The organism is Vibrio mediterranei, from assembly GCF_900088415.1.
Lineage (GTDB): Bacteria > Pseudomonadota > Gammaproteobacteria > Enterobacterales > Vibrionaceae > Vibrio > Vibrio mediterranei.
In genome coordinates this window covers 510,536-523,683 of sequence record NZ_FLLQ01000004.1, presented here as the reverse complement: position 1 = coordinate 523,683, position 13,148 = coordinate 510,536, and the positions used below count along the sequence as shown (strand labels likewise).

Below are 13,148 nucleotides of genomic sequence, written 5' to 3'. Positions count from 1 at the left end.
AGCCCAACAGAATTGTTTAAAGTGTCAATCACACTAAAAGATGGTGCGGAAGGAGAGACTTGAACTCTCACACCTTGCGGCGCCAGAACCTAAATCTGGTGCGTCTACCAATTCCGCCACTTCCGCAACAAAACTTGTAGTTAAGAGAGTAATTGGTAAAACTCGATCTTAACGTTGTAATTAATGGTGGCTACGACGGGATTCGAACCTGTGACCCCATCATTATGAGTGATGTGCTCTAACCAGCTGAGCTACGTAGCCATTTGAAGTTTTCACTTCGCTCTATATTTCAAGAGAAATAATGGTGCGGAAGGAGAGACTTGAACTCTCACACCTTGCGGCGCCAGAACCTAAATCTGGTGCGTCTACCAATTCCGCCACTTCCGCAACAAAACTTATAGTTAAGAGAGTAATTGGTAAAACTCAATCTTAACGTTGTACTTGAAGGCGAACCTACAAGTTCAAATAAATGGTGGCTACGACGGGATTCGAACCTGTGACCCCATCATTATGAGTGATGTGCTCTAACCAGCTGAGCTACGTAGCCACTCTTGAGAGCGAGAGAATATAATACAAACTACGCTCTAGTGCCAACAGTTTTTCTAAAAAAAACGTTATCACTTAAATTGTGGCTGGGCTACCTGGATTCGAACCAGGGAATGGCGGCATCAAAAGCCGCTGCCTTACCGCTTGGCGATAGCCCAACAAGATTGATTAAAGTGTCAATCACACTAAATATGGTGCGGAAGGAGAGACTTGAACTCTCACACCTTGCGGCGCCAGAACCTAAATCTGGTGCGTCTACCAATTCCGCCACTTCCGCATATTTCCTAAATACTCTAAACAAGAGTGCTTAGGAAATGGTGGCTACGACGGGATTCGAACCTGTGACCCCATCATTATGAGTGATGTGCTCTAACCAGCTGAGCTACGTAGCCATTTCCATATTGTTGATTCTCTTCGAAAGTTGCCTTATCGCTGAGAACGGGGCGCATTATGCGGAGTTGAATTTGATGCGTCAACTTTTTTTGCGAAGAAATTAGCGAAAAAGTGCCGTTCGAACTTTTTTTAATCAAACCGCTCTGTTTCTGATCTAAATCTGCTGTTCAATTATCATCGCTCTACCATAAAGTTAATGTGTTTTTACAAAGTGACTGAACAACGGCAGACCTTATAAAACAACAAAAGCCAGCAATTGCTGGCTTTTTAATCAGTTTAGGTGCTCGGCAACTTATACGTTGAAGCGGAAGTGAATAACATCACCATCTTTAACAATGTATTCTTTCCCTTCTAGACGCCATTTACCCGCATCTTTTGCACCAGATTCACCGTTGTATTGAATGAAGTCGTCATAACCAACAACTTCTGCACGGATGAAGCCTTTTTCGAAGTCTGTATGGATTTTACCTGCAGCTTGAGGCGCAGTTGCACCAACAGGAATAGTCCATGCGCGTACTTCTTTCACACCAGCGGTGAAGTAGGTTTGCAGAGTAAGTAGCTCATAACCAGAACGAATTACGCGGTTTAGGCCCGGTTCTTCAATGCCCATATCAGCAAGGAACTCTTCACGATCTTCATCATCAAGCTCAGAAAGCTCTGATTCGATAGCTGCACATACGGCTACAACAACGTTGTTTTCTTTCTCTGCGTACTCACGAACAGCGTCTAAATATGGGTTATCTTCAAAACCATCTTCATTAACGTTTGCGATGTACATGGTTGGTTTTAGCGTTAGGAAGTTTAAGTAGCCAATAGCTGCTAGTTCTTCTTTCGCGAGATCAACAGTACGTGCCATACCACCTTCCGTTAGAACTGGAAGTAGTTTTTCAAGTACGGTTAGCTCAAACTTCGCGTCTTTATCGCCACCTTTTGCTTTCTTAGCGTTACGCTGAATTGCGCGCTCACAAGAATCAAGGTCGGCTAGAGCTAGTTCAAGGTTGATCACTTCGATGTCTTCGATTGGTGATACTTTACCTGCTACGTGAACAATGTTTTCGTTCTCAAAACAACGAACAACGTGACCGATCGCGTCAGTTTCACGGATGTTAGCTAGGAATTTGTTACCAAGACCTTCACCTTTTGACGCACCAGCAACTAGGCCTGCGATATCAACGAATTCCATCGTTGTTGGTAAAATTTTCTGTGGATTAACAATTTTCGCTAGTGCATCTAGACGTAGATCTGGCACAGGTACTACGCCTGTGTTTGGCTCGATAGTACAAAACGGGAAGTTAGCCGCTTCGATGCCTGCTTTAGTCAGTGCGTTAAACAGAGTTGATTTACCAACGTTTGGTAGACCAACGATGCCACATTTAAAACCCATGATTGTAACCTTATTTAGCTTTGAAGGTGTGTAAGCGATTTTGTGCTTTTGTTAGTCCATCTTTTAGTAAGATGTCTAAACTACGGACGGATTCGTCAACGACAGCATCAAGGCATTCTTGCTCTTTTGCTGGCGCTTTTCCAAGGACATAACCCGCCACTTTGTCTTTGTGTCCCGGATGACCAATGCCAATCCGAAGACGATAGAATTCTTTGTTGTTACCCAGCTTGCTAATGGTATCTTTCAAACCATTATGACCACCGTGACCGCCGCCTTTCTTGAACTTTGCAACGCCTGGAGGTAAGTCTAGCTCATCGTGAGCGACCATGATCTCTTCAGGTTTTATCTGGTAGAACTTTGCTAAGGCTGCAATGGCCTTGCCAGATAAGTTCATGAATGTGGTTGGAATTAACAGTCTTAAATCACTGCCGTTCACTAAAATTCTTCCAGTGAGACCGAAGAACTTAGCTTCGTTTTTTAGCGTAACATTGTGGATACGAGCGAGTTCCTCTACCACCCATGCACCTGCATTGTGACGAGTTCTCACATATTCAGGACCTGGGTTAGCAAGGCCTACAAGCAATTTTATCTGCTGAGTCAACGTTAAGATCTCTCTTGAATCTCAAAAGCGCGGTATGATAGCACACTAAATCTGTACAAAAAACGCGAAGACAAAAAAACCACTTCATAAGGAAGTGGTTTTTTCAAATTAGGTGCGAATGTTACTTGCTAGTAAACATTGCTGAGATTGACTCTTCGTTGCTGATGCGACGAATAGCTTCTGCAAGCATGCTAGATAGAGTAAGTTGCGTTACTTTACCTGTTGCAGCCATTTCTTTAGAAAGCGTAATTGAGTCAGTCACGATAACTTGGTCTAGAACCGAGTTTTTGATGTTCTTCGCTGCGTTACCAGAGAATACTGCGTGAGTTGCGTATGCGAATACACGTTTAGCACCACGCTCTTTAAGCGCTTCTGCTGCTTTACATAGCGTACCGCCAGTGTCGATCATGTCATCAACGATAACACAGTCACGACCTTCAACGTCGCCGATTAGGTTCATTACTTCAGAAACGTTAGCACGTGGACGACGCTTATCTACGATAGCGATGTCGATATCACCTAGTGCTTTCGCTGTTGCACGAGCTCGTACAACACCACCAAGGTCTGGAGAAACAACAACAGGATCTTCTAGACCACGGTCAGCCATGTCTTCAAGAAGCACTGGAGTACCGAAGATGTTATCTACAGGTACATCGAAGAAGCCCTGAATTTGCTCTGCGTGTAGGTCGATAGTAAGAACGCGGTCAACACCAACGTTAGACAGGAAGTCTGCAACAACTTTTGCAGTGATTGGCACACGAGCAGAACGTACACGACGGTCTTGACGAGCATAACCAAAGTAAGGAATAACAGCAGTAATACGGCCTGCTGAAGCGCGGCGCATTGCATCAATCATTACCACTAACTCCATTAGGTTGTCGTTAGTTGGCGCACATGTTGACTGAATGATGAATACATCGCTACCACGAACGTTTTCATTGATTTGAACAGCGACTTCGCCATCAGAGAAACGGTCAACAGTAGCATCTCCTAGAGAGATGTATAGACGATCAGCAATACGTTGGGCTAGTTCAGGTGTAGCGTTACCAGCAAATAGCTTCATATCAGGCACGGTGGAAACCTCAGGGTTGCGTCCAGTTTAAACAGATTGTAATAGGGCTAATTCATACTTAGCCAAAGTCTCTAGTAAAGGAGAGCGATTGCATCCTTTTGCTACAAAAGCGGAGACATTGTCAGGAAGCATTTCAAGGACTTTTTCTGCCTCTTCCTCGTTGTTAAACTCAGAAAATACGCAAGATCCAGTCCCCGTCAATCTTGACGGCGCGTATTGTAGCAGCCATGAAAGTTGGTTATCAACCTCTGGATACAGCATTCGGACAATTTTTTCGCAATCGTTTACGTAAGGTGAGTCCAAAAGCATTGATAATGCTCGCTTTGGCGTGTTTCTAGTTAAATCAGGATGTGTGAATATATCGACGGTAGCAATACTAACTTCAGGTTTAATAACTAGGTAATACTGTTCTTTAGGGGTAGCTTCAGACAGTTTTTCGCCGACACCTTCAGCGAAAGCTGCGAAGCCGCGAACGAACACTGGCACATCAGCACCTAATGCCAAACCTATTTCCGCTAGCTCATCCGTTGTCAGTCGGGTTTGCCAAAGGAAGTTCAATGCTACTAGTGCGGTAGCCGCATTGGATGAACCACCACCAATCCCGCCACCCATGGGAAGAATCTTGTTAAGCTCTATATGCGCACCATAAGTACAGTTAGCTCTGTTTTGAAGCGCAGATGCTGCTTTCCAGATTAGGTTGTCTTCGGTGGCGACACCATCAATATCTGGGGATAGAGTAATTTGACCACTAGTATTGGCGGTAATAGTCAGTTCATCGCATAAATCAATGAATTGAAACAAGGTCTGCAATTCATGGTAGCCATTAGGTTGGCGGCCTGTGATGTATAAAAACAGGTTGAGTTTGGCAGGGCTAGGCCATGAAGTAGTGTCGGTGATCATTTTATGTTGGGTCACTGTGTTACTGTCCATTTTGAAACGACAAGATTGAGTTTGGTATCGCCTTGCACTAATTGCATCCTAGTCGGCATGGGCAATGAGTTCTCTGTCCCTTCAAGTGTAAAGCTGCGGTACTCATTATAATCAAGGTTCCACGCTTTGTTGGCAATGCGTTTTTGTAAACTGCCGACGGTATTAAATTGGTTTAGCTGATAGATATCGGCAGTTGCAGGTAGGCCAACCAGCCAATCGCTCAATTGTTCGATTGGGATATCCAGCCCGGTTAATTGCTCAATGAGCGCATTCACATCTTTCCCGGACAATTTTTGTCCATCATACGTTTCGATAAAAGAACCGTTTGGTGTTGAAGTAAGATTAAACACGGTTTGACCAAGGAAGGTAGTCAGACGGACTTGGGTGAAATTATCGGAATGACTCCAATGAAAGTTGAGAGTTTGGCGCTGGTCTGGAGAAATATAACCGAGTTTGCCACTGGCCGTATATTGAGTAAGAGACTCAAGCTCGGTTTTATGTGCTTGCCATTCAACACTTTCTGGCTCTGGAGGCAAACTACTGCACCCAAACAGAAATAATGCCGCAAAAAAATAAAAAAGACGTCGATGGAGTTTGTACATAGGAAACAACTTACGTGATGGTTTATTGTGCAAATTCAATACAATATTGACAGACTATAGCATCAATCCCACAAACTCAGGAAAACATATTGGTAAGAGACTTTCAATAAATGGTGCCATCAAGTAAAATTCTGGCCTATTTGTCAAATCTGTATCAGAGAATTCGCGTTACATGTCATTGCTTGCAATTGGTATAAACCACAATACGGCGTCAGTGGATCTGAGGGAGAAGGTGGCGTTTCCACCTGAAAAACTCAACAGAGCCCTGAATGAGCTAAGAGAAAATACCAAAGTTAATGGCTCTGTGATTCTGTCAACGTGTAACCGCACCGAAATTTACTGTGATACTGGTGATTCCAACAAATCACAATTAATAGACTGGCTTGTTCGTTTCCACGATGTAGCAGCAGAAGAGTTGAAGCCTTCTCTGTATGTTTATGAAGAGCAAGCGGCAATAAAACACCTGATGCGCGTGTCATGTGGTTTAGATTCACTCGTCCTTGGTGAACCACAAATACTTGGACAAGTAAAGCAAGCCTACAGTGATGCCCGTGAGCATCAATCTGTAGAGGGTGGCATTGAGAAACTCTTTCAAAAGACGTTCTCTGTTGCTAAGCGAGTGCGTACTGAAACCGAAATTGGTGGTAGTGCCGTTTCTGTTGCTTACGCGGCTTGTACCCTAGCTCGACAAATCTTCGAGTCGATTGCTGACTCTACTGTGCTTTTAGTTGGTGCAGGCGAAACCATTGAACTGGTGGCCAAGCACTTGGAAGGTCACGGTTGCAAGAACATGATTGTGGCTAACCGAACCAAAGAGCGAGCGGAAATATTAGCGAATCAGTTTGGCGCACAAGTTATTGCACTTAATGAAATACCTGATGTACTACCTAAAGCAGATATTGTCATTAGCTCAACTGCGAGCCCGCTGCCTATTATAGGTAAAGGGATGGTTGAATCAGCGATAAAACAACGTCGCTATCAACCTATGCTGCTTATCGACATCGCCGTCCCACGAGATATTGAATCGCAAGTGGGCGAGTTGAGTGACGCGTATCTATATACGGTTGATGATTTGCAATCTATCGTCGATAGCAATATTGAGCAACGTAAAGTCGAAGCGATTCAAGCAGAAGCGATTGTTAGTGAAGAAAGTGCGCAATTCATGACATGGATGCGTTCACTGCAAGCGGTTGATAGCATCAGACAATACCGAAAACACGCAAACGACACCCGACAAGATATACTGTCAAAAAGTTTACAAGCGTTAGCAGCAGGGGGAGACCCTGAGAAAGTTCTGCTTGAGCTGAGTAATAAATTAACAAACAAGCTTATTCATGCGCCGACAAAAGCGCTACAAGATGCCGCTGAGCAGGGAGATCCTGCTAAACTGATGGTCATCCGACAAAGTTTGGGTTTAGACCAAACTAAATAAGCCTTACCCTGAGAAAAGACTGCAATTATGAAAGCCTCCATTTTAGTTAAATTGGAAACTCTTGTTGAACGATATGAAGAAGTTCAGCATCTACTTGGCGATCCTGAGATCATTGGAGACCAAGACAAATTCCGCGCTCTTTCAAGAGAGTACTCGCAACTTGAAGAAGTGACCAAGTGTTTCCAAGCCTATCAGCAAGCGCAAGAAGATCTTGAAGCGGCTGAAGATATGGCAAACGAAGATGACGCAGAAATGCGTGAAATGGCACAAGAAGAAATTAAAGAAGCGAAAGCGACTATTGAGCGCCTAGCGGATGAGCTACAGGTGCTTCTTCTACCTAAAGACCCAAACGATGAGCGTAACTGTTTCTTAGAAATCCGCGCTGGTGCAGGTGGTGATGAAGCAGGTATTTTCGCAGGTGACTTATTCCGTATGTACAGCAAATACGCGGAGAAGAAAGGCTGGCGTATCGAAGTGATGAGCTCAAATGAATCAGAGCAAGGTGGCTATAAAGAAATGATCGCTAAAGTATCTGGTGATGGTGCTTATGGCGTGCTTAAGTTTGAATCTGGCGGCCACCGTGTTCAACGAGTTCCAGCAACAGAATCTCAAGGTCGTGTTCACACTTCAGCATGTACTGTTGCGGTTATGGCTGAAATTCCTGAAGCAGAGATCCCAGAGATCAAAGCGGCTGATCTTAAAATTGATACGTTCCGTGCATCAGGCGCGGGTGGTCAGCACGTTAACACTACTGACTCAGCTATTCGTATTACTCACTTACCAACAGGGACTGTGGTTGAGTGTCAAGACGAGCGCTCTCAGCATAAGAACAAAGCGAAGGCGATGTCTGTTCTTGCGGCGCGTATTATTGCCGCAGAAGAAGCAAAACGTGCAGCTGAAGTGTCAGATACCCGTCGTAACCTGTTAGGTTCAGGCGATCGTAGTGACCGTATCCGCACTTATAACTACCCACAAGGTCGTGTATCAGATCATCGCATCAACTTGACGTTATATCGTCTGTCTGAAGTCATGGAAGGTGACTTGCAGTCTCTTGTTGATCCGGTACTGCAAGAACACCAAGCAGACCAACTTGCGGCTCTAGCGGAGCACAACTAATCCATGTCATTGGATATGTCTATTGAAGCGGTGCTCAAACGAGCATCGCTTATTCTTTCTGGGTCTGGTAGCGAATCACCATCATTAGATGCGGCGGTCCTGTTGTGTCATGTTCTGGAAAAACCACGTAGTTATCTACTTACTTGGCCTGAAAAAGCATTAACGTCTAATGAAGCAGAGCAGTTCGAGGCGCTGTTAAATCGTCGTATCGCAGGCGAACCCGTGGCGTATATTCTTGGTGAACGAGAGTTTTGGTCGCTACCTTTAAATGTCGCTCCAAGCACGCTTATCCCAAGACCTGATACAGAACGCTTAGTTGAGCTCGCACTTGATAAGGCTCTCGTGAATGATGGTGATATTTTAGACTTAGGTACGGGTACCGGAGCAATCGCGTTGGCACTGGCTTCAGAACTGAAAACACGCTCAGTAATGGGAGTTGATTTTCAAACGGAAGCGGTAGAGCTCGCTCGAAGCAACGCGACAAAACTCAATATTACCAATTGTCAGTTTGCGCAGGGAAGTTGGTTCGAACCTGTCGATCTTGTGCACAAATTTAGCGTAATTGTTTCCAATCCCCCTTACATTGACGAAAATGATCCCCATCTATCTCAAGGTGATGTTCGATTTGAGCCATCAACGGCATTAGTCGCTGAGAATAATGGGCTGGCGGATATTGAGACCATCACGGCTCAAGCGCCCACTCATTTGCTTGAGGGCGGCTGGTTGTTGTTTGAGCATGGCTTTGAGCAAGGGCAAGCTGTAAGAGAAATCTTGGCAAGCAATGGCTTTTGTCATGTTGTCACTGAACAAGATTACGCCGGCAATGATCGTGTGACACTTGGGCAATGGAACCCATAACAGAAATACAATAAAGAGAAAGAGAGAAGCAGCATGTATGAAGGATTAAAGCATTTTCACTTGATGACCATCGCCATATCGGTGGTGTTGCTATCAGTACGATTTGGCTTACTGGTCGCTAACTCCCCGAAGGTGAATCATCCGTTTTTGAAACGCTTCCCTCACATTAATGATTCACTACTGTTGTTATCAGGCTTTGGTTTGATTGCAATCACAGGTTTTGTCCCATTTACGGCTGCAGCGCCGTGGATGACCGAAAAAGTCACCTGCATTATGGCTTATTTTGCGTTGGCGTTTTTCACGATTAAATTAGCAAAGAACAACTTATTAAGAACATGTGCGTTCTTAGGCGCATTGGGATGGTTAATGATGGCAGCTAAGATTGCCATGCTGAAAACACCATTCCTTATGGGGTAAGTAATGATTGAACTGTTTGACGAAGATTTTGATGCTATTGAGTTGGTTGAAGGAGCACTGATCTTAAACAAAGCGGTGGATCCAAATACTCAAGATCATTGGGCGGAATTAGAGCTAGCTCGTTTACTAGAAGAAGCCGAGCAGCAATTGTTCCATTTGCGCGATGATAAGCAGCGCTTAGACTCGCTGCTAAGACTGTTTTACACCGAGTGGCAGTTTAGTGGGGACCATGATGCGTATTTTTCCTCTGAAAATGCGTTTATCGATAAAGTCCTTGAGCGACGCAAAGGCATACCGGTTAGCCTAGGAGCTATCTTGCTCTACTTAGGGAGAAAGCTCGGTCTTCCTTTAGAAGCCGTAACATTCCCAACGCAGTTTTTGATTAAAGTCTGTTGGCCAAATGAAGCACCAAGTTACATCAACCCTTACGATGGGGAATATGTTAGCAAGAAGCGTTTACACGCTTGGCTAATTGGTAACGATGGTCCGTTGGTGAAGTTAGAGGCAAAACATTTAACGACAGTTGATAACCCAACGGTAATTGGTCGCTGGCTAGCTCTACTTAAAAGTGCACTATTGCGAGAAGAGAAGTACACGCTTGCATTGCAATGTACAGATCTGGCTTTGACTTTTGTTCCCGATGACCCTTATGAGATTCGAGATAGAGGCTATATTTATCAACAACTGGATTGTCATCAAATCGCGGCAACTGATTTTCAGTATTTCATCGATCAGTGCCCAGATGATCCGGCAATAGAATTACTGAAAACGCAGGTTTCGGCGATCAGTCGCTCACCTGTCACTCTTCACTAAATATTGAGATAACAAACATGGAAATGAAAACGGTACACGTAGGTGATATCCCGGTAGCAAATGATAAGCCGTTCACGCTTTTTGCTGGAATGAATGTGCTGGAATCACGTGATTTAGCGATGCAAATCTGTGAGCACTATGTGAAGGTGACAGAAAAGCTAGGTATTCCATACGTATTTAAAGCGTCGTTTGATAAAGCGAACCGTAGCTCAGTGCATTCTTATCGTGGTCCTGGCCTTGAAGAAGGCATGAAGATTTTCCAAGAGCTAAAAGACACCTTTGGCGTGAAAATCATTACGGATGTTCATACAGAAGAGCAAGCACAACCTGTTGCTGACGTGGTAGATGTTATTCAGCTACCAGCCTTCTTAGCTCGTCAGACTGACCTTGTTGAAGCGATGGCAAAAACAAATGCGGTTATCAACGTTAAGAAGCCTCAGTTTATGAGCCCTGGGCAAGTAGGTAACATTGTTGATAAGTTCGCTGAGTGTGGTAACGATAAAATCATTCTTTGTGAACGTGGCTCATGTCATGGTTACGATAACCTTGTGGTCGACATGCTTGGCTTTGGCGTGATGAAAAAAGCTTCTAACGGTAGCCCAATCATTTTCGATGTGACGCACTCACTACAAATGCGTGATCCATCGGGTGCGGCATCTGGTGGTCGTCGTGAACAAACGGTCGAGCTTGCAAAAGCGGGACTTGCGACGGGAATTGCGGGTCTATTTATTGAAGCGCACCCGAATCCAGATAAAGCACTATGTGACGGTCCGTCAGCACTACCTTTAGATAAGCTAGAACCATTCTTAGCGCAAATGAAAGCGTTGGATGATCTTATCAAAGGTTTTAAGCACATCGACATTAAATAAGCGTGCTTATTTCTGATATAGAAGCCAGTCATTTAGACTGGCTTCTTTTTTATGTTCACTAAATATGTTGAGCAATCGTTTCTTCTCAGAATTACAACCTCGTAACAGCTGAATCCCTCGCCATACATCAGTGCTTTAATTAACCTTATGTAGAATCACAAATTTATTCTGATGAGTTTATAACCTGATACTCAGCAACTTGTGACATAGATTACATAAAAGTGAAATGAGAATGTTATGTTCGTAGGGTTAATTTAAACTATCGCATATTTTGTCGATGTTTCTCTTTATGTCTATTCGTTACAAATCGGCAAATGTGTGGCGTTTATACAACGCTATAGGCAGTGGATCCCCAAAATTCAAAGGTATGAAAATGAAAAAAAGCCTTATGTTTAAGTCCGTACTAAGTGCGGCTATCATCGCGTCACTAGCAGGATGCGCAACCCAACCAGAGCAAGAATGGAATGCTGATGAGACTTATAAGCTCACTATTCTTCATACTAACGATCACCACGGTCGCTTCTGGGAAAACAAATATGGTGAGTACGGTATGGCAGCGCGTAAGACGCTGATTGACCAAATTCGTGCTGACGTTGAAGCGGATGGTGGCAGCGTACTGCTTCTATCTGGCGGTGATATCAACACTGGGGTTCCAGAGTCTGATTTACAAGATGCTGAGCCTGACTTTAAAGGTATGAGCATGATTGGTTACGATGCTATGGCACTTGGTAACCATGAATTCGACAACCCGCTAGAAGTGCTATTTAAGCAAAAAGAGTGGGCTAACTTCCCAATGCTGTCTGCAAACATTTATGACAAGAAAACAGGTGAACGCCTGTTTGATGCATACCACATTTTCAACAAGCAGGGCATTAAGATCGCTGTTATTGGTCTAACAACGGAAGACACTGCGAAGATCGGTAACCCTGAATACATCGGTGGTATCGAGTTCCGCGATCCGAAAGTAGAAGCAAAGAAACTGATCGCTGAGCTAAAAGAGACAGAGAAACCTGATCTAATTTTCGCAGTTACCCACATGGGTCACTACGAAAATGGTAAGCGTGGTGTAAACGCCCCAGGTGATGTTGCGCTTGCTCGTTACCTTGATGAAGGCGACTTAGACATGATTGTGGGTGGTCACTCACAAGAGCCGGTTTGTATGGAAGGTCCTAACGTCGTTAAGAAGAACTTCAAGCCAAGTGATGAATGTAAGCCTGACATCCAAAACGGCACTTGGATTGTGCAAGCGTACGAGTGGGGTAAGTACGTTGGCCGTGCCGACTACGAATTCAAAAATGGTGAGCTAGATATGGTCAGCTATGACCTTATCCCTGTAAACCTTAAGAAGAAAGTTAAGATCGATGGCAAGAAGCAACGTGTTCTTGTTGAAGATGAAATCAAGAAAGATGCAGAAATGGTGGCATTCTTAACGCCATTCCAGGAAAAAGGCCAAGAGCAACTAGGTGCGAAAATTGCTGAAACGAACGGTAAGCTAGAGGGTGACCGTAATGTTGTTCGCTTCCAGCAAACTAACCTAGGTCGTCTGATTGGTACGGCTCACATGGAACGTGCTAAAGCTGACTTTGCCGTCATGAACTCTGGTGGTGTACGTGACTCTATCGCTGAAGGTGATGTGACTTACAAAGATGTACTTATCGTACAGCCATTTGGCAACATTATTACTTACACCGATATGACAGGTGCTGAAGTTGTCGATTACTTGAACGTAGTAGCAACGAAACCTGTAGATTCTGGTGCTTATGCTCAATTCGCTGGCATTTCAATGACAGTGGGTAAAGATGCAGTATCGAATGTTGTTATCAATGGTAAGCCTCTAGACCCTAAAGCAACATACCGTTTCACTGTACCAAGCTTTAACGCAGCTGGTGGTGACGGTTATCCGAAGCTTACAGGTCACCCTGGTCACGTAAACACTGGCTTTGTGGATGCGGAAGTACTTAAAGAGTACCTAGAAGCAAACAGCCCAATCGATGTGAATAAGTATCAGCCTAAAGGCGAAATCATCTATAAGAACTAGACTTTTATTCCGGTTTAGTAGATAAAATAGAGCGGCGCCATTCGGCGCCGCTTTTCTATATTGACGACTCTAATCTC

At 44.2% G+C, this 13,148-nt stretch carries 12 protein-coding genes and 7 tRNA genes; 7 read left to right on the top strand and 12 right to left on the bottom strand.

Going from position 1 to position 13,148, the window contains the following annotated elements; genetic code table 11:
* Window positions 1–41 precede the first annotated feature (41 nt).
* The 12 genes from VME0621_RS14885 to lolB all read right to left on the bottom strand — a co-directional run bounded on the left by VME0621_RS14885 (window position 42) and on the right by lolB (window position 5,528).
* Window positions 42–126: transfer RNA gene (locus tag VME0621_RS14885), tRNA-Leu, on the bottom strand.
* Window positions 127–184: 58 nt separating this feature from the next.
* Window positions 185–261, bottom strand: a tRNA-Met gene (locus VME0621_RS14880).
* Window positions 262–302: 41 nt separating this feature from the next.
* Window positions 303–387, bottom strand: a tRNA-Leu gene (locus VME0621_RS14875).
* An 83-nt stretch (window positions 388–470) separates the two neighbouring features.
* Window positions 471–547, bottom strand: a tRNA-Met gene (locus VME0621_RS14870).
* Window positions 548–629: 82 nt separating this feature from the next.
* Window positions 630–704: transfer RNA gene (locus tag VME0621_RS14865), tRNA-Gln, on the bottom strand.
* Between the two features lie 34 nt (window positions 705–738).
* Window positions 739–823 (bottom strand) — tRNA-Leu (locus tag VME0621_RS14860).
* 38 nt (window positions 824–861) lie between these two features.
* Window positions 862–938: transfer RNA gene (locus tag VME0621_RS14855), tRNA-Met, on the bottom strand.
* Window positions 939–1,231: 293 nt separating this feature from the next.
* A complete protein-coding gene (gene ychF / locus VME0621_RS14850) occupies window positions 1,232–2,323 on the bottom strand; it encodes a redox-regulated ATPase YchF (RefSeq protein ID WP_031495560.1) in 1,092 nt (363 codons plus the stop codon).
* A gap of 10 nt (window positions 2,324–2,333) precedes the next feature.
* Entirely contained in the window at window positions 2,334–2,924 is a 591-nt protein-coding gene (gene pth, locus VME0621_RS14845; protein ID WP_062462677.1) for an aminoacyl-tRNA hydrolase, read from the bottom strand.
* A 121-nt stretch (window positions 2,925–3,045) separates the two neighbouring features.
* Entirely contained in the window at window positions 3,046–3,996 is a 951-nt protein-coding gene (locus VME0621_RS14840; protein ID WP_031495558.1) for a ribose-phosphate pyrophosphokinase, read from the bottom strand.
* 27 nt (window positions 3,997–4,023) lie between these two features.
* Entirely contained in the window at window positions 4,024–4,896 is an 873-nt protein-coding gene (gene ispE / locus VME0621_RS14835; protein ID WP_062462794.1) for a 4-(cytidine 5'-diphospho)-2-C-methyl-D-erythritol kinase, read from the bottom strand.
* Window positions 4,897–4,907: 11 nt separating this feature from the next.
* Entirely contained in the window at window positions 4,908–5,528 is a 621-nt protein-coding gene (gene lolB, locus VME0621_RS14830; protein WP_062462680.1) for a lipoprotein insertase outer membrane protein LolB, read from the bottom strand.
* A gap of 172 nt (window positions 5,529–5,700) precedes the next feature.
* Here lolB and hemA point away from each other — a divergent pair, with 172 nt between their 5' ends.
* From hemA to ushA, 7 genes are all read left to right on the top strand, one after another.
* Window positions 5,701–6,960: a glutamyl-tRNA reductase gene (hemA, locus tag VME0621_RS14825; protein WP_038229713.1), complete on the top strand. Its 1,260-nt coding sequence runs from the start codon at window positions 5,701–5,703 to the stop codon at window positions 6,958–6,960.
* 27 nt (window positions 6,961–6,987) lie between these two features.
* Window positions 6,988–8,076 carry a peptide chain release factor 1 gene (gene prfA / locus VME0621_RS14820; RefSeq protein WP_038229716.1) on the top strand — a complete coding sequence of 363 codons (1,089 nt, stop codon included), beginning with the start codon at window positions 6,988–6,990 and terminating at the stop codon, window positions 8,074–8,076.
* A gap of 9 nt (window positions 8,077–8,085) precedes the next feature.
* On the top strand, window positions 8,086–8,934 hold the full coding sequence (gene prmC, locus VME0621_RS14815) for a peptide chain release factor N(5)-glutamine methyltransferase (RefSeq protein WP_174522836.1): 849 nt from the start codon (window positions 8,086–8,088) through the stop codon (window positions 8,932–8,934).
* Window positions 8,935–8,967: 33 nt separating this feature from the next.
* Window positions 8,968–9,351: a SirB2 family protein gene (locus VME0621_RS14810; protein WP_006075551.1), complete on the top strand. Its 384-nt coding sequence runs from the start codon at window positions 8,968–8,970 to the stop codon at window positions 9,349–9,351.
* 3 nt (window positions 9,352–9,354) lie between these two features.
* The gene (locus tag VME0621_RS14805; protein ID WP_062462682.1) at window positions 9,355–10,164 is read left to right on the top strand and encodes a SirB1 family protein; all 810 of its coding nucleotides are present in this window, start codon (window positions 9,355–9,357) and stop codon (window positions 10,162–10,164) included.
* 17 nt (window positions 10,165–10,181) lie between these two features.
* Window positions 10,182–11,033 carry a 3-deoxy-8-phosphooctulonate synthase gene (gene kdsA / locus VME0621_RS14800; RefSeq protein WP_062462686.1) on the top strand — a complete coding sequence of 284 codons (852 nt, stop codon included), beginning with the start codon at window positions 10,182–10,184 and terminating at the stop codon, window positions 11,031–11,033.
* Between the two features lie 373 nt (window positions 11,034–11,406).
* Window positions 11,407–13,071, top strand: a complete 1,665-nt coding sequence (ushA, locus tag VME0621_RS14795; protein WP_038223381.1) for a bifunctional UDP-sugar hydrolase/5'-nucleotidase UshA — start codon at window positions 11,407–11,409, stop codon at window positions 13,069–13,071.
* Window positions 13,072–13,148 lie beyond the last annotated feature (77 nt).

Bases quoted from the DNA above. Each gene is read 5' to 3' on its own strand.
- kdsA (WP_062462686.1), top strand. From the start codon at position 10,182: ATGGAAATGAAAACGGTACACGTAGGTGATATCCCGGTAGCAAATGAT.
- VME0621_RS14805 (WP_062462682.1), top strand. From the start codon at position 9,355: ATGATTGAACTGTTTGACGAAGATTTTGATGCTATTGAGTTGGTTGAA.
- ushA (WP_038223381.1), top strand. From the start codon at position 11,407: ATGAAAAAAAGCCTTATGTTTAAGTCCGTACTAAGTGCGGCTATCATC.
- hemA (WP_038229713.1), top strand. From the start codon at position 5,701: ATGTCATTGCTTGCAATTGGTATAAACCACAATACGGCGTCAGTGGAT.
- lolB (WP_062462680.1), bottom strand. From the start codon at position 5,528: ATGTACAAACTCCATCGACGTCTTTTTTATTTTTTTGCGGCATTATTT.
- ispE (WP_062462794.1), bottom strand. From the start codon at position 4,896: ATGATCACCGACACTACTTCATGGCCTAGCCCTGCCAAACTCAACCTG.
- VME0621_RS14810 (WP_006075551.1), top strand. From the start codon at position 8,968: ATGTATGAAGGATTAAAGCATTTTCACTTGATGACCATCGCCATATCG.
- ychF (WP_031495560.1), bottom strand. From the start codon at position 2,323: ATGGGTTTTAAATGTGGCATCGTTGGTCTACCAAACGTTGGTAAATCA.
- prfA (WP_038229716.1), top strand. From the start codon at position 6,988: ATGAAAGCCTCCATTTTAGTTAAATTGGAAACTCTTGTTGAACGATAT.